At 73.4% G+C, this 22,327-nt stretch carries 21 protein-coding genes and 1 pseudogene; 11 read left to right on the top strand and 11 right to left on the bottom strand.

Going from position 1 to position 22,327, the window contains the following annotated elements:
- Positions 1-27: 27 nt before the first annotated feature.
- Genes dhaL through ACIBJG_RS07430 form a run of 3 tightly spaced genes read left to right on the top strand, consistent with a single transcriptional unit; the run spans position 28 to position 1,598 of the window.
- Positions 28-642 carry a dihydroxyacetone kinase subunit DhaL gene (gene dhaL / locus ACIBJG_RS07440; RefSeq protein WP_399305031.1) on the top strand — a complete coding sequence of 205 codons (615 nt, stop codon included), beginning with the start codon at positions 28-30 and terminating at the stop codon, positions 640-642.
- Entirely contained in the window at positions 639-1,049 is a 411-nt protein-coding gene (locus tag ACIBJG_RS07435; RefSeq protein WP_399305028.1) for a PTS-dependent dihydroxyacetone kinase phosphotransferase subunit DhaM, read from the top strand. Before dhaL ends, ACIBJG_RS07435 begins: the two co-directional genes overlap by 4 nt.
- A 51-nt stretch (positions 1,050-1,100) precedes the next feature.
- On the top strand, positions 1,101-1,598 hold the full coding sequence (locus ACIBJG_RS07430; protein ID WP_399305025.1) for an NUDIX domain-containing protein: 498 nt from the start codon (positions 1,101-1,103) through the stop codon (positions 1,596-1,598).
- Between the two features lie 33 nt (positions 1,599-1,631).
- On the opposite strand, the gene abc-f is transcribed toward ACIBJG_RS07430, so the two are convergent.
- The 3 genes from abc-f to ACIBJG_RS07415 form a co-directional block, all read right to left on the bottom strand.
- Entirely contained in the window at positions 1,632-3,275 is a 1,644-nt protein-coding gene (gene abc-f, locus ACIBJG_RS07425; RefSeq protein ID WP_399305023.1) for a ribosomal protection-like ABC-F family protein, read from the bottom strand.
- Between the two features lie 315 nt (positions 3,276-3,590).
- The gene (locus ACIBJG_RS07420) at positions 3,591-4,526 is read right to left on the bottom strand and encodes a M56 family metallopeptidase (protein WP_399305020.1); all 936 of its coding nucleotides are present in this window, start codon (positions 4,524-4,526) and stop codon (positions 3,591-3,593) included.
- Positions 4,523-4,855, bottom strand: coding sequence for a BlaI/MecI/CopY family transcriptional regulator (locus ACIBJG_RS07415; RefSeq protein WP_399305403.1), 333 nt, complete (start codon positions 4,853-4,855; stop codon positions 4,523-4,525). The genes ACIBJG_RS07420 and ACIBJG_RS07415 overlap by 4 nt, the downstream gene beginning before the upstream one ends.
- Positions 4,856-5,134: 279 nt before the next feature.
- Here ACIBJG_RS07415 and ACIBJG_RS07410 point away from each other — a divergent pair, with 279 nt between their 5' ends.
- From ACIBJG_RS07410 to ACIBJG_RS07400, 3 genes and pseudogenes are all read left to right on the top strand, one after another.
- Positions 5,135-5,803: a DedA family protein gene (locus ACIBJG_RS07410; protein ID WP_399305017.1), complete on the top strand. Its 669-nt coding sequence runs from the start codon at positions 5,135-5,137 to the stop codon at positions 5,801-5,803.
- Complete coding sequence (locus tag ACIBJG_RS07405) at positions 5,803-6,405, top strand: phosphatase PAP2 family protein (protein WP_399305014.1); 603 nt, start codon at positions 5,803-5,805, stop codon at positions 6,403-6,405. The genes ACIBJG_RS07410 and ACIBJG_RS07405 overlap by 1 nt, the downstream gene beginning before the upstream one ends.
- Positions 6,406-6,779: 374 nt before the next feature.
- Positions 6,780-7,246, top strand: a pseudogene (locus tag ACIBJG_RS07400) (LuxR C-terminal-related transcriptional regulator); the annotation flags it as partial.
- A 12-nt stretch (positions 7,247-7,258) separates the two neighbouring features.
- On the opposite strand, the gene ACIBJG_RS07395 reads toward ACIBJG_RS07400, so the two are convergent.
- The 8 genes from ACIBJG_RS07395 to ACIBJG_RS07360 form a co-directional block, all read right to left on the bottom strand.
- Entirely contained in the window at positions 7,259-7,573 is a 315-nt protein-coding gene (locus tag ACIBJG_RS07395; RefSeq protein WP_399305011.1) for a DUF6191 domain-containing protein, read from the bottom strand.
- Between the two features lie 109 nt (positions 7,574-7,682).
- Complete coding sequence (locus ACIBJG_RS07390; RefSeq protein WP_399305008.1) at positions 7,683-8,723, bottom strand: NAD(P)-dependent alcohol dehydrogenase; 1,041 nt, start codon at positions 8,721-8,723, stop codon at positions 7,683-7,685.
- A 56-nt stretch (positions 8,724-8,779) separates the two neighbouring features.
- Positions 8,780-9,553, bottom strand: coding sequence for an SDR family NAD(P)-dependent oxidoreductase (locus ACIBJG_RS07385; protein WP_399305005.1), 774 nt, complete (start codon positions 9,551-9,553; stop codon positions 8,780-8,782).
- A 47-nt stretch (positions 9,554-9,600) separates the two neighbouring features.
- Complete coding sequence (locus ACIBJG_RS07380; protein WP_399305002.1) at positions 9,601-10,218, bottom strand: TetR family transcriptional regulator; 618 nt, start codon at positions 10,216-10,218, stop codon at positions 9,601-9,603.
- An 81-nt stretch (positions 10,219-10,299) separates the two neighbouring features.
- Positions 10,300-11,514: a PP2C family protein-serine/threonine phosphatase gene (locus ACIBJG_RS07375; protein WP_399305000.1), complete on the bottom strand. Its 1,215-nt coding sequence runs from the start codon at positions 11,512-11,514 to the stop codon at positions 10,300-10,302.
- 248 nt (positions 11,515-11,762) lie between these two features.
- Positions 11,763-12,527: a GNAT family N-acetyltransferase gene (locus ACIBJG_RS07370; RefSeq protein ID WP_399304997.1), complete on the bottom strand. Its 765-nt coding sequence runs from the start codon at positions 12,525-12,527 to the stop codon at positions 11,763-11,765.
- Entirely contained in the window at positions 12,524-13,444 is a 921-nt protein-coding gene (locus ACIBJG_RS07365; protein WP_399304994.1) for an NADP-dependent oxidoreductase, read from the bottom strand. The genes ACIBJG_RS07370 and ACIBJG_RS07365 overlap by 4 nt, the downstream gene beginning before the upstream one ends.
- Before the next feature lie 151 nt (positions 13,445-13,595).
- Positions 13,596-14,333, bottom strand: coding sequence for an SAM-dependent methyltransferase (locus tag ACIBJG_RS07360; protein WP_399304991.1), 738 nt, complete (start codon positions 14,331-14,333; stop codon positions 13,596-13,598).
- A gap of 281 nt (positions 14,334-14,614) precedes the next feature.
- Here ACIBJG_RS07360 and ACIBJG_RS07355 point away from each other — a divergent pair, with 281 nt between their 5' ends.
- Genes ACIBJG_RS07355 through ACIBJG_RS07335 form a run of 5 tightly spaced genes read left to right on the top strand, consistent with a single transcriptional unit; the run spans position 14,615 to position 22,280 of the window.
- Positions 14,615-16,267, top strand: a complete 1,653-nt coding sequence (locus ACIBJG_RS07355; RefSeq protein ID WP_399304988.1) for an ABC transporter substrate-binding protein — start codon at positions 14,615-14,617, stop codon at positions 16,265-16,267.
- A gap of 52 nt (positions 16,268-16,319) precedes the next feature.
- Positions 16,320-18,446 carry an alpha/beta hydrolase family protein gene (locus ACIBJG_RS07350; RefSeq protein WP_399304985.1) on the top strand — a complete coding sequence of 709 codons (2,127 nt, stop codon included), beginning with the start codon at positions 16,320-16,322 and terminating at the stop codon, positions 18,444-18,446.
- Positions 18,443-19,516 (top strand): ABC transporter permease, encoded by a 1,074-nt coding sequence (locus ACIBJG_RS07345; protein WP_399304982.1) that lies wholly within the window; start codon positions 18,443-18,445, stop codon positions 19,514-19,516. Before ACIBJG_RS07350 ends, ACIBJG_RS07345 begins: the two co-directional genes overlap by 4 nt.
- Positions 19,513-20,349, top strand: coding sequence for an ABC transporter permease (locus ACIBJG_RS07340; RefSeq protein WP_399304980.1), 837 nt, complete (start codon positions 19,513-19,515; stop codon positions 20,347-20,349). Before ACIBJG_RS07345 ends, ACIBJG_RS07340 begins: the two co-directional genes overlap by 4 nt.
- Positions 20,349-22,280, top strand: coding sequence for a dipeptide ABC transporter ATP-binding protein (locus ACIBJG_RS07335; RefSeq protein ID WP_399304977.1), 1,932 nt, complete (start codon positions 20,349-20,351; stop codon positions 22,278-22,280). The genes ACIBJG_RS07340 and ACIBJG_RS07335 overlap by 1 nt, the downstream gene beginning before the upstream one ends.
- Positions 22,281-22,327 lie beyond the last annotated feature (47 nt).

Here is a 22,327-nt window from a genome sequence, read left to right as displayed (position 1 = left end):
TTTCATTCGACGCACCGAGGAGCGCATGTGCTCGACGCCGATTTCTTCCGCCGCTGGATGTCCACGACCACTGCCTCGGTCGACCGTGAGTCGGAGCATCTGACCGAACTCGACTCCGCGATCGGGGACGCCGACCACGGCAGCAACCTGCAGCGCGGGTTCACCGCGGTCTCGGGCGCCCTGGAGAAGGAGCCGCCGCAGACACCGGGCGCCGTACTGATGCTGGCCGGGCGGCAGTTGATCTCGTCCGTCGGCGGGGCGTCGGGGCCGTTGTACGGGACGCTGCTGCGGCGCACGGGCAAGGCACTGGGTGATGCGCCCGCCGTCACCGACGAGCAGTTGGCGCAGGCGCTCGGGGAGGGTGTGGCGGCGGTGGCCCAGCTGGGCGGGGCGCAGGCCGGCGACAAGACGATGCTCGATGCGCTGCTGCCGGCGGTCGAGGCGCTCGCGACGTCGTTCGAGGCAGGGGCGGACGCGGCCCGGGCGGGCGCACTGGCGACCGTCCCCCTGCAGGCGCGCAAGGGCCGCGCGAGCTACCTGGGTGAGCGGAGTATCGGGCATCAGGATCCGGGGGCCACATCGGCCGCGCTACTGATGGCCGCGCTCGCGGAGACGGCCGCCGCGGCGGGAGGTGGCTCGTGAGCGGGGACAAGCAGGTCGGGATCGTGCTGGTGTCGCACAGCGGTCCGGTGGCCGAGGCGGTCGCCGACCTGGCGAGGGGGCTGGCGGCCGGCGGTGCGACGGCTCCGGTGGCTGCGGCCGGAGGTACGCCTGCGGGCGGTCTCGGGACCAGCGCGGAGCTCATCGCGGAGGCGGCCCGGTCCGTCGACGGCGGTGCGGGTGTCGCGGTACTCGTCGACCTGGGCAGCGCCGTGCTGACGGTGAAGGCGATGCTGGCCGAGGGCGACGAGCTCCCGGCGGGCGCGCGCCTGGTGGACGCGCCCTTCGTGGAGGGTGCGGTGGCCGCGGTGGTCACGGCGTCGGCCGGCGGCGACCTCGACGCGGTGGCGGCCGCCGCCTCGGAGGCGTACGACTACCGCAAGGGATAGGGCGGCCTGTCGTCCGGGCCTTCCCCGGCTGCGGTGACCACACTTGACGGCATGGCACCCCACAGCGCCGGTCTCCTTCTGTTCCGCCGTCGCGGCACCGGCTTCGAGGTCCTCGTCGGGCACATGGGCGGTCCGTTCTGGGCGCGCCGGGAAAGTGCGGCGTGGTCGGTGCCCAAGGGCGAGTACGGGCCCGAGGAGGAAGCGGAGGCGGCGGCCCGGCGGGAGTTCGAGGAGGAGTTCGGCCACCCGGTGCCGGAGGGTGCGTGGGTGGCGCTGGGCGAGTCGCGTCAGGCCGGCGGGAAGACCGTGACGGTGTGGGCCGTGGAGGCCGACCTCGATCCGGATGCGGCGGTTCCGGGGACGTTCACGATGGAATGGCCCCCGGGGTCAGGTGTGCAGCGGGAGTTCCCCGAGATCGACCGGTTCGCCTGGTGCCCGCCGGAGGTGGCGGCCGAGCGGCTCGTCAAGGGGCAGCGGGTCTTCGTGGAGCGGCTGCGTGAGCGCCTTACGGGCGGGCAGGGCCCCGCCGCGCACGGCGACGAGGCCTGATTCCGCGGGCCCCTTCGCCGTGCTTCGCCGTGGTCAGGTGCGGACGACGGGCCTGCCCGCGTGGAGATCCAGCCGGTCGCCGGTGAAACGGTCGCGGAAGCTGCGGTCGTGCGAGACGACCACGACGGCTCCCTCGTACGCCGCCAGCGCCGCCTCCACCTCCTCCACCAGGGCCAGGGCGATGTGATTGGTCGGCTCGTCCAGGATCAGCAGATCGGCGGGCCGCGTGACCAGCCGGGCCAGCGCGAGCCTTCGCTGCTGCCCGACGGAGAGCGCGGCGACCGGGACGGACAGGTCGTCCGGTCGGAAGAGGCCGAGCGCGAGGAGCATGTCGGTGTACTCGTCCGCGTGGCCGGGCCGTCCTGCCGCGAAGGTCGCCAGCAGGGTGCGGCGGGTCGGCCGGGCGGGGAGCTCCTGCGGGAGATAGCCGATCCGGGCCCGGCGGCGCACCGTGCCGGTGTCGGGGGCGAGGTCACCTGCCAGGACCCTCAGGAGGGTCGACTTCCCTGCCCCGTTGGGCCCGCTGACCAGCAGGCGCTGCCCGCTGTCGACCCGGAGCGCCGGCATGTTCAGCCGGTCGCCCACCGCTACGGACGCCAGCTCCACCAATGGCCCCGGCGGCCGGTCCCCGGCGGAGGCCAGGGTCAGTCCGGCGGAGAACCGCAACGGCTGGGGCGGAGCCGGCACCGGCGCCCCGCGCAGCCCCTCCAACCGCGTTCTGGCCGCTCTGACCTGTCCGGAAAGCTTCGCCTCGTGCGAGCGTCGATGCATGCTCCAGCCCTCCCCGGGGTCCTTGCCGGTGGCGGCGAGCCGCTGTCCCGCCGCGTTCACGAGCTCTTCGGTACGGGCCAGGTCGTCCAGCCACTCCTGGTGGTCCTGCGCCCAGCGGCGGCGTGCCGCGGCCTTCGCGATGCGGTAGCCGTCCCAGCCGTCCCCGTAGCGGACGACGCTGCGCAGATCCCGGTCGACCTCGACGATGACGGTGGTAGTCCGTTCCAGGAACGCGCGGTCGTGGGTGATCACGACAAGCGTGCCGCGGTGGGCACGCAGCTGGTCCTCCAGCCAGGTGACGGCCCGGAGGTCGAGGTGGTTGGTCGGCTCGTCGAGGAGGAGGAGTTCGGGGGCGGATGCCAGGACGCAGGCGAGCGCGAGCCTGGACTGTTCGCCGCCGGAGAGGCTGCCGAGCGTGCGCCGGCGGGTGAGGTGCGCGAGTCCGAGGCCGTGCAGCGCGGCGTCCGTCCGGGCATCGGCCTGGTATCCGCCGCGTTCCTCGAACTCAGTCAGCAGGTCTCCGTACAGGGCGAGTTGCGCGTCCTCGGCGCCTCCAGGGACAGCGAGTGCCGCTTCGGCGGCGCGGATCCGCCGCTCCAGTGCGCGCAGTTCGGCGAGGGCGGCGTCGACGGCGTCCTGGACGGTGTCGGCGGGGTCGAGCGCCAGCGTCTGCGAGAGGTAACCGGAGCCGCCGTGGAAGCGGACGGTGATCTCGCCGCTGTCCGGCGTCTCGGCGCCGGCGATCAGCCGCAGGAGGGTGGACTTCCCGGATCCGTTCTCGCCGATGACACCGACGTGATCGCCGGGCCGGACGGTGAGCGAGACCTGGTCGAGGACGGCGCGGTCTCCGTATGCCTTGGAGACGTCCTTCAAGGTCAGCTGGGCGCGGTCGTGCGGGAGGGGCATGGTGGCGTTCCCTGGGGGTGCGTGCCTCGGCGGCCCCTGGCAGGGCACGGCGGGCGGGGCTTCCGGACGGTCCGAGGGGAGGGCGGCGCGGCGTCACCTGAGCGTCGGTCGGCGACGGCTCGGTGGCGTGCGGTTGCGGCCCTGGCCGGAATCAGCGGAAGAAGTAGTACGAACCCATGAGGTGAGTGTAGCCAGGGAAGGGCTGGCGCTTCCAGGTGATTTGCCTTGGCCCTTGGCCCTCTGTCGTTGGTCTTTGGCCCTCCGACGTCGGCCTGTGCCCTGTGCCCTGTGCCCTTGTGGAAGCTGGACCAGGCCCTACGGGCTCTCGCCCTGTGCGATCTCGATGCTGTTGTGGAGGTCGTACGTGGCGTCGAGCGCGGCGGCGCCCGACACGGCCAGGCAGGCCAGCAGGGTCGCGGCGGCGGCCCGGCCCACGCGGGGGCGCGCGGCGGCCCGGCCGAGCAGTGCGGCGACGCGACGCGGTACGGGCCCCGCGGCCGCCGGGAGCGCCACTGCCGGGCGGGGCACCGACGGCTCTCCGGCGGTCCGGGCGGCGAGCGCGGCGCGCCCGATCGCGCGGGCTGCGACCCGGCGGTCCCCCACGGCGTGCGCGGCGGCCTCGTCGGCGCAGCGTTCCAGCGCGTATCCCATGGGGGCACGCAGAGCGCGCAGGGCCGGGTGGCAGCGCGCGGACAGTTCAGCGGCGGCGAGGTACAGGTGGTGGCGGCCGGTGAGGTGGGCGCGTTCGTGGGCGAGGAGCGCCTCCCGCTCGGCGGGGTCGAGGGCGTGCAGCATGCCGGTGGTGACGACGATCCGGCCGGGGCTGCCGGGCCGTCCGGGGAGCGCGTAGGCGTCCGGACGGCTGTCGCGCAGGACCGACAGCTCCTCCCCATCGCTCCGGTCCGGGCGGGTCCGGTGAAGCTGGGCCCAGTGGCCGCGCACCGCACGCGTCACGGCGGCGGCGCAGCCCGCGATCAGCACCAGGGCGGCGGCCGCGAGCGGGACGGCTGTGCCCGGTGCGGCGGCCGCGAGGGGGTGGACGAACTCGCCCGCGGCGGCGACGGCGGACAGCCGGCCGGCCCCGGGGGCCACCAGGAGCGTCAGGGCGAGCACGGTGCACAGCGCGAGGCCCGCGCCGGTCGCGGCGAGGAGTCGCACGGCCCGTGCGGGGGCCAGGGCGTCGGCCAGCCGGCGGGCGGCGGGAACGACGACGAAGGGCACCAGCAGCGGAATCCACACGGCGTAGATCACCGGGCGTCACCGTCGAGAAGATCGCGGAGCAGCCTCTCGTCCTCGTCCGTGAGCTGGGAGACGAACCGGGCCAGCACCGTGCTGCGGTCCTGTTCCTTGCCCAGTTCGCTGTGCATCCGGCGGGCGGTCAGGCCGGCCGCGTCCGCGGTGGGCGTGTACGCGAAACCGCGCCCCGCCCTGCTGCGGGTGACCGAGCCCTTCTCGTAGAGGCGCGACAGGATCGTGGTCACGGTGGTGCGGGCGAGTTCCGTCGCGACGGAACTCTGGACCTGGCCTGGGGTGAGCGGCGTGCCGGCCGTCCAGAGCGCCGCCAGGATCGTGGACTCCAGTTCACCGGAGGGGCGTCGCTCGGCGGTGGCGCGGTCTGCTGCGCCGGACGCGGATCCGGCCGGGGTCTCCGGCCCGGGTGTGACCGGCGGCATCGATTCGGGGGCCGGCGCGCCGGACGGGCGGTGGGCGGATTCTCCGCCCGGTATCCCGTTCACCTGGGACATGGGAACTCTCCTCCCCGTTCGGGCGTCTACAGTGATGTAGACCGTCTACATCACTGTAGTCAGTCGGGCGTTCCCGCAGGGCCGCCCGCTCACCATTATGGGAGACCCGCCACCGTGTCCGTACTTTCGTCGGCGCCGCTGCCACAAGCGGTGAACCTGCTGGACGCCGGTTCGCTGCTCGGCACGTTCGGCGCGCTCGGCATCGCCGTCGTGCTCTTCGCCGAGACGGGGCTGCTCGTCGGCTTCTTCCTTCCCGGCGACTCCCTGCTGTTCACGGCGGGCCTCTTCTGTGTTTCCGGCGCCCACGGGCCGGTCCAGCTGTCGTTGCCACAGGTACTGACGGCCGCGGTAGCCGGCGCGCTGGTCGGCGCGCAGACGGGCTACTGGATCGGGCGGCGCGGCGGCCGGGCGCTGCTCGCCCGCAGCGGCGCCGATCGGCTCCACCAGGGCGCCGCCCGCGCCGAGGAACTGCTCGGGAGATACGGCCATGGCCGCGCCATCGTGCTGGCCCGCTTCGTCCCCGTGGTGCGCACTGTGCTCAACCCCCTGGCCGGGGCGCTCGGCGTCCCCATGCGTTCGTTCACCCTGTGGCAGGCCGTCGGCGGCGTGGTCTGGACCGTGGGACTGGTCCTCGCCGGATACGGCCTGGGCTCCTCGGTGCCGAACGTCGACCGGTACCTGCTGCCGATCGTCGCCGTGGTGGTCGCCCTCTCCCTCATTCCGCTCGTTGCCGAACTGATCCGCTCCCGCGCCCGGCGCTCCGCCGAAGGAGATACCCCTTGATGCCGCTCGCCTCCGCCGCCTCCTCGATCGACGGCGGCTTCTACACCTGGGTCACCGAACTGGCCCAGCGCTCTCCCGCCCCGCTGGACTCCGCCGTCCGGATCTGGTCGGACTACGGGCTGGCCCTGTTCGCCCTGCTGATGCTCGCGGCCTGGTGGCGCTCCCGCCCGGCGGATCCCGCGCGCACCGCCATGGCTCTCTCCACCCCGCTCGTCGTGGTGACCGCCTATCTCGTCAACGACCTGGTCAAGTCGGTCTTCCACGAACAACGGCCCTGCCGGACGCTGCATGTCGTGACGGTGGAGGCCTGTCCGGCACTGGGTGACTGGTCCTTCCCCAGCAACCACGCAGCCATCGCGGCGGCCGCTGCGACGGCGATCTGGCTGACCGACCGCCGGCTCGGGGCGGTCGCACTCGCTGCCGCACTGCTGATGGGCGCCTCCCGGGTCTGGATCGGGGCGCACTACCCGCACGATGTGCTGATCGGGCTCCTGACCGGCGCCCTGGTCGCCTGGCCTCTGACAGTGGCGGCCCGACGCTGTGCGCCCGCGGTGGTGCGACTGCGTGACAGCCGGCTCAGGCCACTGGTTGCGGCGGGGTGAGGCAGGCCGCTCGTTGCGGCGGAACGACGCAGAAGGCTGCTCGCGGCGGCGTGCCGCAGGACGTGCCGAACCGGGCGCCGATGGGCATGGGCCGGACGTGAGACCCGCGCCCCGTGCCGCGGCAGCTGTCATACCCGGGTCTGACAGGGGAATCCAGGCCCTGGTCCGACGACCTGAACGGGACGCCCGGGACATCGTCGGAGCATGACCTTCCCCTCCCGGCCCACCGCACCCGGCCGCGCGTCGTCCTCGTCCACGGCGGAGCCGTCCGCCGCCCCCGCCCCCACCCCCCGCGCCTCGGCCGCCTTCAGCCGGATGTTGCCGGTGGCACGCATGGAAGAGTTCCCCGGACGCTGGGTGGGTGGCGCCGCTGCTCCGACCCGGCGACGGCAGGCGTCAGGGTGCTCATCCTGACCACCTTCGACCCTGGACGAGTACGTCTACGCAGCCCTGCGCGCGGGGGCGACGGGCTTCCTGCTCAAGGACACCCCGCCCTCCGAGGTCTTCAACGCCATCGCCGTCGTCGCCACCGGCGACTCGCTGCTCGCTCCCTCGGTCACCCGCCGGCTGATCTCCGAGTTCGTCCGCCGGCCCGAGCCGGGCCGCCCGCCCGCCCGCCCGGACCGTGGACGGCGTCACCGACCGTGAGCTGGAGGTCCTCGGGCTGGTCGCCCGTGGCCTCTCCAACACGGAACTGGCGGCGCACCTGCGTCTGAGCCAGGCCACGGTCAAGACACACATCGGACGGGTGCTGGCGAAGCTCCGGGCGCGTGACCGCGCGCAACTGGTGATCGTGGCCTACGAAACCGGCCTGGTGGGCGGGATTCCGCCCGGCCCATGAGCCGGTCGCGCCTCACTGCCGGCGCAGGCGGATGACGGCGAGGCCGCCGTCGAGGTCGACGGTGGTGCGGTGGGGAGGCGCGCCGTCCTCCTCGTCGTCGCGTAGCAGCAGGGCGCTCTGGCGTTCCTTGAGTTCGCTCTGCTTGCCGGGTGAGAACGTCGCGTGCAGCTGCTCGAATCCGGTCGCCGAGATCTGGCCCTGCCGGGCGCTGTTCCGCCACGGCAGCAGGCCGGCCCGCCCCGCCCGGAGCAGCAGCTGATCGAGGAAGGCGGCGACGGTCAGCCCGATCACCAGCGCGGGCAGCGTCATCATGGCGGCGAATTCCATAGGGGCAGTATCCGTGCAGGGTGGCGCGCTGTGCAGCGGCCGCGGGTATGACGATGCGGGCCGACGCGCAGTGCGCCGGCCCGCAGGGTCGTGGGAGGGGATCGGACGGTCAGCCGTTCGGCAGGATGACCGCGCGGCCGTTGATCTTGCCGGCGTGCAGCCGCTCGTAGGCCAGCGGCGCCTCGTCCAGCGCGTACGTCTCGACGTGCACCTCGACCGCGCCCGCGTGGGCCAGGTCGAGCACCTCGGCCAGTTCGGAGCGGGATCCCCAGTAGGGGGCGGTCACCGTCGTGCTGAAGGGCAGGGAGCCGAAGCCCACCGGCAGGCTTCCGCCGCCGATGCCGACGATCGTGACGTCGGAGTCGATGGCGGCCGCGGCGCCGGCCGTGGCGACGGTCGCGGGGGCTCCGACGAAGTCGAGGACGACCTGGGCGCCGGTGCCACCGGTCAGTTCGCGGATCCGGTCCGCCGCATGCTGGTCGGACAGGACGGTCTCGTGCGCCCCGACCGTACGGGCCAGGGCGAGCTTGTCCTCCGTGACGTCGAGGGCGATGACCCGGACGGCCGTCATGGCACGCAGTAGCTGGATGGCGACGTGACCGAGGCCGCCGGTGCCGATGACCACGGCGGTCGCACCCGGCACCAGCTTCGGCAGGGAGCGCTTGATGGCGTGGTACGGCGTGAGACCCGCGTCGGTGAGCGGCACGGCCTGCACCGGGTCGAGGTCGCCGAGGGGGACCAGGTGGCGCGGGTCGTCGACGATCATGTACTCGGCCATGGCACCGGGCGAGCCCAGCCCGGGCGGGTTGATGCCGAGCTCCTTCGCGCGCAGGCAGTAGTTCTCCTTGCCCTCCGCGCACTTGATGCACGTGCCACAGCCCCAGGGGCCGTAGACCGCGACGGACTCACCGGTCGAGAGGCCGCTGACGCCGTCGCCCAGCGCGGCGACGGTGCCGACGCCCTCGTGGCCGAGGGTGAGCGGCAGCGGGTAGGGGAACTGGTCCGCGGGCCAGCTCATCACCGCGATGTCGGAGTGGCAGACGCCTGCGGCGGTGACCTTCAGCAGCACCTGACCGGGGCCGGGCTCCGGGTCGGGCACGGTGACGACCTCGGGTGCGGCGCCGACTTCACGGTACTGAACGGCTTTCATGGGGTCCTCCTTGACCTCGTTCTGCTCTGATGCTGCCCCCGTCCCCCGTTCTCCGCTCAGGAGGCGGAGTAGCCACCGTCCACCAGGTGATAGCTGCCGTGGATGAAGGACGCGCGGTCGGACAGCAGGAAGGCGGCAAGTTCGGCCACTTCCTCCGGAGTACCGAGGCGTCCCGCCGGGTGCAGCGAGATCAGGTGGTCGCGGGCCGGGCCCTCGGTGTTGCGCAGCAGCGGGGTGTCGATGAAGCCGGGGCCCACGGCGTTGACGCGGACGTTCTGCGCGGCGTATTCGAGGGCTGCCGTCTTGGTGAGGCCGACGACCCCGTGCTTGGCGGCGACGTACGCGGGCGAGCCGGCGAAGCCGTTGGTGCCGAGGATCGACGACATGTTGACGATGGCACCGCCGCCCGCGGCGACGATGGCGGGAAGCTCGTAGCGCATCGAGTAGAAGACGCCGCTCAGGTTGGTGGCGACGACCCGGTTCCAGTCCTCGACCTCGTACGCGCCGGTCGGGCTGCTGGGTCCGCCGATGCCGGCGTTGTTCACGGCGAGGTGCAGGGCGCCGAACGTGTCGACGGCGAACCGCACGCCCGCTTCGACGGAGGCGGGGTCGGTGACGTCCATGGCCACGGCGGCGGCCTTGGCGCCGGCGCTTTCCAGTTCGGCTACCGCCTTGCGGGCGCTCTCCTCGTCGTAGTCGGCCACGACGACGGACGCGCCGGAGGCGGCGAGCCGGTGGGCCAGGGCCAGGCCGATTCCGGAGGCGCCTCCGGTGACGAGAGCGGTGCGGCCGGCGAATTCCTGGTCGGTGGGGGTGGGGGTGGTGCTCATGATGTTCCGTTTCCTTCCGTGGTGCTGTGTGAAGCCGGTGCGGCGGACTACTGGATGAGCTCTCCCGCGAGGGCGTCGAATGCCTGCTCGACGAGTCGGGGCAACTCCTCGGGGCAGCCGCCGCGCACCCAGGCGACCTGGGCGGCGAGCAGCGCGCCGGCTCCGGCGGCGACCGTGACGGCGGGGCGGATGTCCTGCCGCGGGTCGACTCCGAGCCGGTCGGCGACGATGGCGAGCGAGTCCTCCTGGGCGTCCACCCGGATGTGGTGGAACGCCGCGTAGAGGGTCGGCTCCTGCTCGGCGAGGACCAGCAGTTCGAAGATCCTCGGGCGGCGGTGCCATGCCTCCGCTTCGGGGTCCGCCAGCCAGTCGAGAACGGCCCGGCGGTACGCGGTGAGCGGGGGTTCGCCGGCGGGGCGGGCCCGCAGCGCGTCGTTGATCCGGTCGCCGTCGCCCCGGACCGAGTCCAGGACGGCGTCTTCCTTGCTCGTGAAGTACCGGCTGAACGTGCGGCGGTCGACGTCGGCGCGCTCCGCGATCTCCTCGACCGTGACGTCCCTGAGTCCCCGGTCGAGCACGAGCTCGAACGCGGCCTGGGCCAGTGTGTCCCGGGTCCGGCGCGCCTTGCGGCTCCGCCTCTCCGGGGTCTTCGGTTCCCGGTTCATATCTGCACCATACACCCAAAAATGTCCCGACGCGACAAAAGTCTCGTCGGGACATATGGCTTCCTGAAGTGGCGGCCGCTGCTACCGCCCGCTGAACGCCTCCGCTGCCCGCCTCGCGCCGTGGCCCGTCGGTGCGGGCCGGCGGGGAGCGGCGGCCGGTGTCCGCCGCACGGCGAGCACGGCTATGTCGTCGCGCCGCACGCCACCGGAGAACTCCTCCAGGTCGCGGTGGAGCGCGTCGAGCAGTTCCCGGGGGCCGAGGTGAGCCCAGCGGCCGAGCCGGGTGTCGAGCGGGTAGAAGGTCCCATCGCCGTCACGGGCCTCGGTCACTCCGTCGGTGAACATCAGCAGCGTCGCACCGGCCGGGAAGTCCAGCTCCTCGGTGGCACGCGCCTCGCTGCTGAGCTCCGCCATGCCCAGCGGCACCGACGTACGGCGCAGCGGGACGGGGCAGGCCACGTGGTCGTGCAGCAGACGGGGCGGCAGATGCCCGCAGTTGACGGCCCGGACGCGCCCGTCACTGCCGAAATCCAGCACCAGCGCGGTGACGAAGCGTTCGATCTCGCCGGTCTGGGCGGAGAAGGCGTTGTGCCGGGCGACCGCGTCCTCCAGGGCGTCCACGACCCCGGTCAGGGACGGCTCCCGGATCGCCGCCTCACGGAACGCGCCGAGTACGGCGAAGCCCGCCCCTATCGCGGCGAGCCCCTTGCCCTGGACGTCCCCGATGATCACCCGGGTCCCGTAGGGCGACGACACGACCTCGTAGATGTCGCCGCCGACGAGGCGGTCCTCCTCGATCGGCGCGTAGGTGCCGTGGGCGACGACCTGGTCGGTCACGATGGGCAACGGGCGCAGGATCTGGCGCTGGAGCGCGACGGCGGCGGAGCGCAGCCTGGCTATCTCGGTGGCATGGCGGATGCGCAGTGCGCAGGCGCCCACGCCGAGGAAGGAGGCCAGGACCGTGAAGATGACGCTGCTGGTGATGTCCCAGAACGTCCCACCGGTCACCAGCCGCGAGATGACGGCCACCACCATGATCCAGGAGGCCACGCCCACGGTCTGCCGGATCGTCCCGAACACGGAGACGAGGGCGGGCACGACGACCAGCAGCGGCACGATGCGCAGTTCGTCGCCGGACCACATGTCGAGAAGGACGATCACGGCGGTCAGCAGCGCCAGGCCGCCGAACAGCGCCGGGTTGCCGACCCTCCGCGCCCGCACGGCCGCCTCGCCCGCCTCCGTACACGTGAACGCTGGTTCACGCGTCGCCGACAGGTGCTGGAGCCCGATCGTCACGGCCGTCTCCTCCCGGGGTCTGCCGGCCCGGCGCCGGCGTTCCGTACCAGTGCACCGGAGTCACGACAGGTGGCACACGAGGCTTACGGCCTCACACACCGCGCCGAAAGTCCCGGAAACACTGCCGGCAGAGGCCTTCGGCTCCCGGCCCCCGGTCCGCGGGCCGAAGGCCGGAGGCCGGACCTCCCCGGCCCGGGGCATCCGGGCCTCAGGCCCCTCTGCCTCAGGCCCCGCCCCCGGCCCCGAGGTCAGCGCGTGGCGGCCTCACGGACGTCGCCCCGTACCGTGCCGGGCACGCGTACCGGCGGATGCTCCGGGGCGAGTGCCGAGAGGAACGGCGTGCGGCGGCGGAGTGCGAAGCCCAGCGACTCGTAGAGCCTGACGGCGTTGGTGTTGGAGGCGGCGGCATGCAGGAAGGGGGTTTCGCCCCGTTCCCTGATCTCGTGGGCGACGGCCCGTACGAGTCCGCCGGCGAGCCCCTGCCCGCGCACCGACTCGTCCGTGCAGACGCCGCTGATCTCGCTCCAGCCGGGAGGGCGCATGCGTTCACCGGCCATGGCGACGAGCACCCCGTCACGCCGTACGCCGAGGTAGGTACCGAGTTCGACCGTGCGGGGCTCGAACGGGCCGGGCCGGGTGCGGGCGACCAGGTCCAGCATCTCGGGCACGTCGGAGGGACCGAGCCGGACGGCCTCCGGGTACGGCGCCGCGTCGACTCCCGCGTCGACGAGCTGGACGCCCTCCGCGTCGAAGACGACCTCCCAGCCGTCCGGCGGCGGCTCACGGAAGGCGGTGACGGTGACGACTCCGCCGGGTCCGGCAAGCGCGGCGGCGTCGGCCCAGTCGGCGGCCTCCGGCCTGTCCGGAAGGGCGACCCAGGGGGTGACGTCCGGCGGATAGCGCAGGATGCGGCCGCGGCGCTCGGCGAAGTGGGCGTGCGGTCCCCTCAGCGAGGTGCCCACCGGGTCGTCGAGGGGGTGCACATCGCCGTCGGGGTTCCGGGGCTCACTCATGCCGTCACCTCGATCACGGTCTTTCCGAGGGCATGGCCCTCCTCCACCGCACGCAGCGCCTCGCCCGCCTCCGCGAGCGGGTAGCTCCCGCTGACGTGCGTGCGCAGGACACCCGAGACGACGAGTCCGGCCACCGCGTCGAGCACCGCGGCGGTGCGGGCCCGTTCGACGGGCGCCCCGCCGAGCTCGGCCACGAGCGGCTTGTCACCGGCGCTGATCAGCGTGGCGGGGTCGGAGAGCAGCGTGGCCGCTTCGCGCAGCGTGTCGCCGCCGGCCAGGTCGAAGACCGCGTCGATGCCGCCGGGTGCCGCACCCCGTACCCGATCGGCGAGCCCCGCGCCGGATTCCACGTGCACCGCGCCGAGCGACTCGACGAACTCCTTCTTGGCCGCGCTCGCGACGCCGATGACATGGACGCCCGCATGGTGCGCGAGCTGCGCCGCGGCGCTTCCCACCCCGCCGCCGGCCCCCGTGACCAGGAGCGTGGCCCCCGGGGCGAGGTCCAGCTGACGCACTCCGTCGTAAGCGGTGGCCGCCGCGACCGGCAGCACCGCAGCGTCGGTGAACGGGAGCCCGGCCGGCTTGTGGGCGGTCACGGCCACGGGCAGCAGGGTGTGCTCCGCGTAGCCGCCGGTCACCGGATTACCGAAGACCTCGTCCCCGGCCACGAATCCCTCGACGCCCGGGCCGGTCGCCTCGACGACCCCGGCGGCCTCGCTGCCGAAGACCGTGGGAAAGGGCTGCGGCGCACTGCCGGGCCGGGTGTACCCCGTGCGCAGCTTCCAGTCCACCGGGTTGACCCCGGCCGCCCGGACGGCGACGAGCAGTTCCCCGGGGCCGGGCGCCGGCATGTCCTGGTCCACGAGGGCCTCCACCTCCGGTCCGCCGTTGCGGGTGAACACGTAAGCCTTGGACATGGGCTCCCTCTCTGCCGGCGCGGGCACCCCGGCCGGACGCCGATTGCCCCAGCAGCAGGAAGTCCGTTCGCCACGCACGTATTCCCGGGGTCGGGTGCGTTCACGGGGCCGCAACGAATACCGCGGTGAGCGGTGAGGCCCTGCGACGAAGTCAGCCGGATGTGGGGCGCAGGACCAGCGTCACGAAGCCCCACGTCTCCCGGTAGACCCGCAGCCATTCGGTGCGGCGGGTCGCCGCGGTCTCCAGCACCTCCGCGCTCTCCGGGTCGGCCGGGTTGTCCAGGGCCCAGGAGGCCAGCGAGCCCCAGCAGGCCCACTCGTAGGCGTCCAGTTCGGCGCGTGAGCTGACGTGGCCGTGCACGGGCGTCCAGCCGGCGGCGGTGACCTGCTCCAGGGTGGTCGCCAGGTCAGCGAAGTCGCCGAGCATCTCGACGGCCTCCGGCGACGGCTCGCGTTCCCAGAAACCGTCACCGATCAGGACACGGCCGCCGGGGGTGAGGTGCTTGCGCGCGGCCGCGAGGGTCGGAAGCAGTCCGCCGAACACATGCGCGGCGCCGACGCTGAGGACGAGGTCGAACGGGTCGGCGGACGCGAAGGCGGCGCCGTCCTGCTGATGCAGTACGAGCCGCTCGCGCACGCCGAGCCGGTCCGCCGCCCCGCCGGCCTGCCGGAGGGAGCCCTCGGAGATGTCGACACCCTCGGCCCGCAGGCCCGGATGAGCGCTGAGCGCGCGCAACAGCCATTCCCCTCCCCCACAGCCCAGGTCGAGCGCCCTCGCGTCGCCGCGCGGGACAGCATGGTTCAGGAGCTCGCTCACCGAGTCGTCGTCGAGCGGCGCCTTGATCGGATGGCCGGCATGGGCGAGGGCGGAGATCTGGTCACGGTTCACCGGCGCATCCTGACAGCGGCACCCACCGGTGCGCACGTCGTTTTCGGTGCCGTCCCGGACCGTCCGCCGGGTCTGCCGGGCCCCGCCGATCGTCGACCGGCGGGGGAATCCGCCCATCGAGAACGGGGCGCACCTTTCGTTCCCGTACGCCACATAAATCCACCCCGACCGTCCACTCCTTGGACGGCTATTAGTCACCCTTTGACGCCCTCAAAGCGTTCGGATACTGTCCACGCCCAGTTGGGCAGTGACAGTGGACAAAGTGAGATGGGTGGTTCCCGATGACCTCGGAACCGGGTGGCAACCTCAGCCGACGCCGACTGCTGCGCCTCGCCGGCGCCGGCGTGGGCGTCCTCGCCGCGTCCGGTGTCCTCGCCGCGTGTGCGCCCCCGCCCGCGAAGGGCTCAGCTGACGGCGCGTCGGGTTCCGGGACCGGCGCACAGGGCGCGGGCGTGCCGATCGCCACGCTCACTCTCGCCCTGCCCTCCTCCCTCTCCAGCCTCGACGTGGGCCGTGAGTCCGGCGTCCTCAACTACCTCGTCGCGGTGCTGGCCCAGGAGTCCCTGCTCTCGGTCGACCCCTCCGGGAAGCTGGGCCCCGGGCTCGCGTCGTCCTGGAAGCAGCCCGACGCCAGGACGTATGTGTACACACTGCGCCGCGGCGTCACGTTCACCGACGGCACCCCGTTCACCGCGGACGACGTGGTGGCATCCATCGAGGCGATACGGGACCCGGAGAACGGCTCCGCCCTCGGTTACGCGTACGCAGGCGTCGAGTCCGTGAAGTCCACCGGCGACCACGAGGTCACCATCCGGCTGAAGGCCCCCGACGCCATGTTCGCCTGGACGACGACCGCCGGCGGGCTCCTCGTCAGCAGCCGCGCCTTCCTCACTCGCAACAAGGGCCGCATCGGGACGGCGAAGACGCTGCTGCTCGGCACCGGCCCGTACCGGATCACCGAGTTCGCCGCCGACGACCACGTCCTGCTGGAGCGCAACGACGCGTGGTGGGGCGAGAAGCCCGCGGTGCGGAAGCTGAAGCTCTCCTTCGTCCCCGACGCGGGTACGCGGCTGGTCGCGATGAAGTCCGGTGCGGTGGACGGCGCCCTGGGGCTCGCCTCGGACGAGGCCCGCGGCTGGGAGTCGAGCGCCCGTGTCGCGTACACCGGCGACCGTTCCGTGGTGTCACTCGCCTTCGACACCGCCAAGGCGCCGTTCGACGACGTGCACGTCCGCCGTGCCATCGCCCACGCCACCGACCGCGAGGGGATGGTGAAGGGCATCCTGCACGGCCGGGCCGAGGTCGCCGACGCGCTGCCCTCCCGCGAGATGTGGGGCGACCTGATGCCTGCGGACGAGGTCCGCTCGGGCTACGACGCCATCCCCGCCCTGTCCTTCGACCTGGACGCCGCCCGGGCCGAGCTGGAAAAGTCCTCGGCCAAGGGCGGTTTCTCGGCCGAACTGCACTACCCCAACAGCGGTCCTCAGCTGGGCAAGGCGGCGCTCGCGCTCGCCGCTTCGCTCAAGAAGATCGGCATCACGCTGAAGGTCAAGGAGATCACCCTGGAGCAGTGGGTGGCGGAGCTCGGCTCCGGAAAGCAGCCGCTGCAGTTCCTGTGGTACTTCCCCGTCACCGGCGACCCCGCCGAACTGGCCGACCCGTACCTCAACGCGGCGGCCACGGCGACGGACATCGCGCACTACGACAACGACACGGTCAACACCGCGCTGGACACGGCGAAGTCCGCCACGGACAAGGATGTCCGCGCCCGCGAGCTGATGAAGGCGGTGCGGACGGCCGGCGCCGATGTGCCGTACCTCCCGCTGTGGTGGGCACAGACCGCGTCCGCGTTCTCCAAGGAGTTCGTGCTGCTGGACCAGGGGCCGTTCGCGTTCATCGGTCCGTGGGCGACCCGGATCCGCAAGTCCGCCTGATCGCCTCCCCCGCTCCCCCTTCGAGCACTCCCCCTTCGATGAACGGATTCCCATGTCCAGTACCGCTGCGACCGTCGTGCGGCGCGTCCGCGAGGCGATGCTGCGCCTGGTCCACCCGGCAGAGGCCCGGATCAGCCCGGACGGCCGCGCGGTCGCCGTGGCGGCGGCGGGCCCCGAGCGGGCCGGGCTCGTCCTTGCCCCGGTCCCCGCCGGGCTGATCCCCGGGAACGCGGATGTGCCGGCCCCCGTACTCCGCGCACCGTCGGGGCAGGCTGCCGCGACGGACCGTCACAGTCCGCGCTGGCTGCCGGACTCCCGGACCCTGCTGCACATCGCCGAGAGTGCGGGCCCGTCCGGGACCGAGGTGCTGCTCACGGCCCTGGACACGGTCTCCGGCGCCGTACGCACCGTCGTCCGGGCGCCCGGTGCCGTGGAGGAGCTCCTGGTCTCCGACGACGGGACGCAGGCGCTGCTGCTCTGCGCGGCGGACGGCGCCGAGCAGGACGGCATGCACCTCGGCCTGCCGGTGCGGCTCGGAGCCGTACCGGCACCGGAACGCTTCGCCCCGGGTACCGGCCGCCGTTCGCTGCACCTCGTCGGCCTCGCCGACGGCTCGGTACGGGAGGCCGGGCCGGCGGGGCTCACCGTGTGGAACGTCGCGTGGCGCGGCGGCGGGACCGCCGTCGCGACGGTCAGCGAGGACACGCTGCCCGCCGGGTACTACGGCGCCCGGTTCGCCGCCCTGGACCTCGACACCCGTACCGCCAGGACCGTGTACACGCCCCAGGGACAGCTCGGCGCCCCCGCGCTCTCCGCCGACGGCCGGTCCGCGGCGGTCTGCGAAGGGATCTCCATCGTCGCGGGACGCCCCGTCGTGGCCGACCTGGCCACGGGGCAGGCAGCCGTGGTGCCCGGCGTCGAGGACGCGACCTGGCTGCGGTTCGACGACGGCCTCCCCGGCGCCCTGTGGTTCGCGGGCTGGGACGGCACGGGATCCCGCGTCGGACACACCGGACGCGCTACGCGCACCCGCTGGTCGGGTCCGGCCACCCTCGGCGGAGCCGGCTACCAGCCCGCGTTGTCGCTCAGCGGCGACGGGCAACTGGCCGCGACCGTGCTCGACGCACCGGGCCGGCCCCCCGAGGCCGTGGTCGCCCGCACCGAAGGTCCGGACGCCTGGAACTGGACGCCGGTCACCGCGCTCAACGCTGCCGCCGGCCCCGAGCTCGCCGGTGTCCACACCGAACAGACCCTCTGGTCGGCGCCCGACGGCCGCACCGTGCAGGGGCTCGTCCTCACCAGCGGCGAGAGCACCGGTCCCCGCCCCCTCGCCGTCCTCGTGCACGGCGGCCCCGCCTGGCTCTGGTCCGCCGGATACGCGCCCGGCGACGTCCTGGGACTCGCGCCCGCCCTCGCCGCCGCCGGATACCTGGTGCTGCTCCCCAACCCGCGCGGCAGTAACGGCCGTGGCCTCGAACACGCCCGTGCCGTCGTCGGCGACGTCGGCGGCGCCGACCTGGACGACGTGCTGTCCGGTGTGCGCCACCTGACCGACGCCAAACTCGCCGACCCGGACCGCACCGCCGTCCTCGGCCACAGCTACGGCGGCTTCCTCGCGGCCCAGGCCGCGGCGCGCACCGATGTGTTCCGGGCCGCGGTCGTCGTCTCGGCGCCGACCGACTGGCTGAGCTTCACTCACACCAGCAACATCGGCGGCGGCTACGACCGCGCCTACGAGATCGGCGGCCCGGACGCCCCGCAGGAGCTGATCCGGCGCTCGCCGGTCTTCGCCCGCGGCGGCAGCGGCACCCCGACGCTCATCGTGCACGGCTCCGCGGACCGGGTCACCCCGGTCGGCCAGGCCCACGAGCTGTACCGGTCCCTGCTGCGGGCCGGCCACGCCCCCGTCGAGCTGTACGTGTACCCGGACGAGGGCCATGAGTTCGCCGACGGCGGCCATCTCCTCGATGCCGCGGCGCGGGTCGAGCAGTGGCTCGCCACCCATCTGGCGCCGCGTCCCTCGGCAGCCCCACAGACCGCCGTGCCGGGGGACGCTTCCCCCGAGCCGATCCCCGGCACGGCTTTCTCGGCAGGGCCGGACGGTGACACCCCCTCGACACCGTCCGGCCCTGCCACCCCCCTCCCGGCTTCCACCGGCCCGGCCGGAGGTGAACGATGACGGCCACCGCCCGCTCACGGCTGCGCGCCGCGCTCCCCGCCGGGCTCGTACTGCGCCGCCTCGGCGGCACCCTGGGTCTCCTCGTCGTCCTGTCCGTCGCCGTGTTCGCCCTCCTCCAGGCCGCCCCCGGCGACCCGGCCCAGACGCTGCTGGGCCCGCGCAGCGCCACCCCCGAGGCACTGGCCGCCGTCCGGGCCCGCCACCACCTCGACAGTCCGATGGCCGTGCAGTACTGGTACTGGCTCAGTGACGCCATCCACCTCGATCTCGGTACGTCGATCCGCACCGGCGAGAGCGTCGCCGCCGCGCTGGGCGACCGGCTGGTGCTCACCGGGCAACTGGTCGGCCTGGGCTTCGCCGTGGCACTGCTCCTCGGTGTTCCGCTGGGCATCCTGGCGGGCCTGCGCAACCGGCGCGCCACCGACCGGGCCGTACAGAGCCTCGGTGTGGTGGCGCTGTCCACCCCGGCCTTCGCGGGCGGGCTGGTGCTCATCTACGTGTTCGCGCTGATGCTCGGCTGGTTCCCCGCGTACGGGCCGGGCGAGGGCGCGGGGACGGACCGGCTGATGCATCTGGTGCTGCCGGCCCTGGCGCTCGGACTCGCTGTCACGGCCGTCCTGCTGAAACTGACCCGGGCCGCGGTCATCCGGGAACTCGGCCGGGAGCACGTCACGTTCGCCCGCGCCCGGGGGGTGCGGGAGCGGGACATCCTGCTGCGGTACGTGCTGCGCGGCACCGTCGTGCCCGTCCTCACCGGCATCGGGCTGGTCCTCGCCTACCTCCTGGCCGGAACGGTCATGGTGGAGCAGGTCTTCGCGCTGCCGGGGCTCGGTTCCCTGCTCGTCGACTCGGTGACCTTCCGGGACGTACCCGTCGTCCAGGCCGAGGCGCTGCTCATCGCCGCCCTGGTCTGTCTGGCCAACCTCGTCACCGATCTCGTACAACCGCTGCTGGATCCGCAGTTGCGGGCCGCCCCCGCGGCCAGGACCTCGCCCGCCGTGCAGGAGTCCGCCGTGAAGGAGTCCGCCATGGCACTGCCGTCCGGCGCCCGTGAGGAGGAGAACGGATGAAGACCCGTACCCGTAGCCGTATCCCTCGCAGGTTCTCCCCGCTCACCGTGTGCTGCACCGTCCTGCTGGTGCTGTTCTCGCTGGCAGCGGCCGTCGGACAGCTGGTCCTGCCCGACTGGGACGCGCAGGATCTCGCCACCGGCGCGGCCATGCCGGGCGGTGGGCATCTGCTCGGCACCGACGAACTCGGCCGTGACATCGCCCGGATGGTGGTCGCGGGTGCGCGCAGCACCCTGGCCGGTGCGGCGCTGGTCGCGGTCGGCTCGATGGTCATCGGCAACGTCCTCGGACTCCTCGCCGGCTACCGGGGCGGCTGGATCGACACCGTCGTGCGTCGCTGGGCCGATCTACTGCTGGCGCTGCCGGCCCTCCTGGTGACGATCGTCGTGGCCGGCATCGGCGGTGGCGGCTACGCCCTGGCCGTCGGTGTGCTCGTCGTGCTGACGTCGCCGGCCGACATCCGGCTGGTGCGGTCCGCCGTGCTGGAACAGCGGCACCGCGCGTACGTCGAGGCGGCGGAGACCCTGGGGCTCTCCCGCTTCACGGTGATGACCCGCCACATCTGGCCCAATGTGCTGCCTGTCGTGGTGGCCAACACCCTGCTGAACTTCGCCGGGGCGATCGTCGCGCTGAGCTCCCTGTCCTTCCTCGGCCTCGGTGTACCGCCGGGCGCCCCGGACTGGGGCCGGATGCTCTCCGAGAACCGCACCCTGCTGTACGACAACCCGTCCGCGGCCCTGGCTCCGGCGGTGCTCATCGTCGCGGCGGCCGTGGCCCTCAACCTCCTCGGCGACCGGCTGTTCGAGGCGTTCTCCGACCGTGGGAGGTCCTGATGGCAGTACACCCGGCGACGGACAGCCCTCCCGTCCCCGCCGCACCGGCCACCGCGCCGCTGCTGGCCGTCGACGGTCTCCGGGTGGCGGCTACCGCCGCGCCGGGCGGCCCGGTCCCGATCCTGGACGGCATCTCGCTGGAGGTGGGCCGCGGCGAATGCATCGGCATCGTCGGCGAGTCCGGCAGCGGCAAGTCCCTGGCCATGCGGGCCGTGGCGGGGCTACTGCCGTCCGGAACCGGGGTGACGGGCGGTTCCGTACGCATCGACGGCCGTGAGGTGCTCACCCTCTCGCCGCGCGAACTCCACGCGCTGCGCGGCCGGCGCGTCACGCTGCTGATGCAGGACCCGTTCACCATGCTGCACCCGCAGCTCACCTGCGGGCGTCAGATCGCGGACGGCCTCCGCGACCTCGACGGCGGGCAGGCCTGGCGCAGGACGAAGGCGGTCCGGCGCGCGGAGGTGGAGCGGCGGCTCGCCGAGGTCGGCCTCGCTGCGGACGTCGCCGACCGCTACCCGCACGAGCTGTCGGGAGGGATGCGGCAGCGCGTGGCGGCGGCCGCGGCGCTCGCGGGCGACCCCGAACTGCTGATCGCGGACGAACCGACCACGGCGCTGGACGCCGCAAGCCAGCGTGCCGTGCTGGACCTGCTGCGCGGTCTGCAGCAGAGCCGTCGCATGGGCCTGGTCCTGATCACACACGATCTGCGGGTCGCGTTCTCCGCCTGCGACCGGGTGTACGTCCTGTACGCGGGCCAGGTGCTGGAGCACGGCCGCTCGCAGGAACTGGAGTCCGGCCCGCTGCATCCGTACACCGCGGGTCTGCTGGCCTCCGAGCCGTCCGTGCGCGAGCGGTTCGCGGAGCTTCCCGCCATACCCGGCTCCGTGCCCGCTCCGGGTTCCCGGGAGCCGGGCTGCCCGTTCGCCGACCGCTGCGCCCACACGGACCGGGTGTGCCGCAGCGAGCCGGTCGCGCTGCTGCCGCCGGTAGGGGCCGGGAACCGGGCGGAGGCGACGGGCCGGCTGTCGGCGTGTGTACGGATCGCCGAGATCGGCGGCGAGCTCGTCGCACCGTCGGCGCGCATCACCGCCGGGCCCGCGACGGTGCCCGGTCAGGGCTCAGGGGATGAGCCGGACAGCGGTGCCGCACTGGTGGCCTCGTCCGTCGACCGCACGTTCCGCTCGTCGGCCGGAGACCACGCCGCGCTGCTCGACGTGAGCCTGACGGTGCCGCGGAACACGGTCGTCGCCCTGGTCGGCGAGTCCGGCTCGGGCAAGACGACGCTCGCCAGGATCGCGGTCGGCCTGGAGACGTTCGACGGCGGCGCTGTGTCCGTGGGCGGGATCGCCCTGCCCGCCGGCCGCCGCCCCACGACGGCGGACCGGCGGCGTCTGGCGGAGCAGGTGCAGATCGTGTTCCAGGACCCGTACTCCTCGCTCAACCCGCTGCGCACCGTGGGTGCGACGCTGCGCGAGGCCCTGTCCGCCGCCGGGGGCGGGCGCGGGCGGGGCGACGCGCCCGGGGTGGACGCCCTTCTCGCACAGGTCGGGCTGCCCGGGGCCTACGCCTCGCGCCGCCCGGCCGCGCTCTCCGGCGGCGAGCGACAACGCGTGGCTCTGGCCCGGGCCTTGGCCGCCCGGCCCCGGCTTCTGATCTGCGACGAAGCGGTGGCGGCACTCGACGTGTCGGTCCAGGCCCAGCTGCTCAACCTGCTCGTCACACTCCAGCGCGACGAGGGCTTCGCGGTGCTGTTCATCACCCACGACCTGGGCGTGGTGCGGCAGATCGCGGACCTCGTGGCCGTGATGCACCGGGGACGGATCGTCGAACAGGGCGTCGCCGCCGAGGTCCTGGACGCACCTCGGCATCCCTGGACCCGCCGCATGATCGACGCCCTGCCCGGCGCCGCGAAAGCCGGCCGGCACACCTGACGGGTCCGCGCCGACGCGGGTAGAGTGTGCCGCTGACCTGCGCGTAC

The organism is Streptomyces sp. NPDC050422, from assembly GCF_044458665.1.
Lineage (GTDB): Bacteria > Actinomycetota > Actinomycetes > Streptomycetales > Streptomycetaceae > Streptomyces.
This window is presented reverse-complemented; position numbering and strand designations above follow the sequence as displayed.

What these genes read in the sequence shown, in the direction of transcription:
- ACIBJG_RS07430 (WP_399305025.1), top strand. Translation starts at nt 1,101, where the DNA reads ATGGCACCCCACAGCGCCGGTCTCCTTCTGTTCCGCCGTCGCGGCACC.
- abc-f (WP_399305023.1), bottom strand. Translation starts at nt 3,275, where the DNA reads ATGCCCCTCCCGCACGACCGCGCCCAGCTGACCTTGAAGGACGTCTCC.
- ACIBJG_RS07405 (WP_399305014.1), top strand. Translation starts at nt 5,803, where the DNA reads ATGCCGCTCGCCTCCGCCGCCTCCTCGATCGACGGCGGCTTCTACACC.
- ACIBJG_RS07395 (WP_399305011.1), bottom strand. Translation starts at nt 7,573, where the DNA reads ATGGAATTCGCCGCCATGATGACGCTGCCCGCGCTGGTGATCGGGCTG.
- ACIBJG_RS07390 (WP_399305008.1), bottom strand. Translation starts at nt 8,723, where the DNA reads ATGAAAGCCGTTCAGTACCGTGAAGTCGGCGCCGCACCCGAGGTCGTC.
- ACIBJG_RS07385 (WP_399305005.1), bottom strand. Translation starts at nt 9,553, where the DNA reads ATGAGCACCACCCCCACCCCCACCGACCAGGAATTCGCCGGCCGCACC.
- ACIBJG_RS07380 (WP_399305002.1), bottom strand. Translation starts at nt 10,218, where the DNA reads ATGAACCGGGAACCGAAGACCCCGGAGAGGCGGAGCCGCAAGGCGCGC.
- ACIBJG_RS07370 (WP_399304997.1), bottom strand. Translation starts at nt 12,527, where the DNA reads ATGAGTGAGCCCCGGAACCCCGACGGCGATGTGCACCCCCTCGACGAC.
- ACIBJG_RS07365 (WP_399304994.1), bottom strand. Translation starts at nt 13,444, where the DNA reads ATGTCCAAGGCTTACGTGTTCACCCGCAACGGCGGACCGGAGGTGGAG.
- ACIBJG_RS07355 (WP_399304988.1), top strand. Translation starts at nt 14,615, where the DNA reads ATGACCTCGGAACCGGGTGGCAACCTCAGCCGACGCCGACTGCTGCGC.
- ACIBJG_RS07350 (WP_399304985.1), top strand. Translation starts at nt 16,320, where the DNA reads ATGTCCAGTACCGCTGCGACCGTCGTGCGGCGCGTCCGCGAGGCGATG.
- ACIBJG_RS07345 (WP_399304982.1), top strand. Translation starts at nt 18,443, where the DNA reads ATGACGGCCACCGCCCGCTCACGGCTGCGCGCCGCGCTCCCCGCCGGG.
- ACIBJG_RS07340 (WP_399304980.1), top strand. Translation starts at nt 19,513, where the DNA reads ATGAAGACCCGTACCCGTAGCCGTATCCCTCGCAGGTTCTCCCCGCTC.
- ACIBJG_RS07335 (WP_399304977.1), top strand. Translation starts at nt 20,349, where the DNA reads ATGGCAGTACACCCGGCGACGGACAGCCCTCCCGTCCCCGCCGCACCG.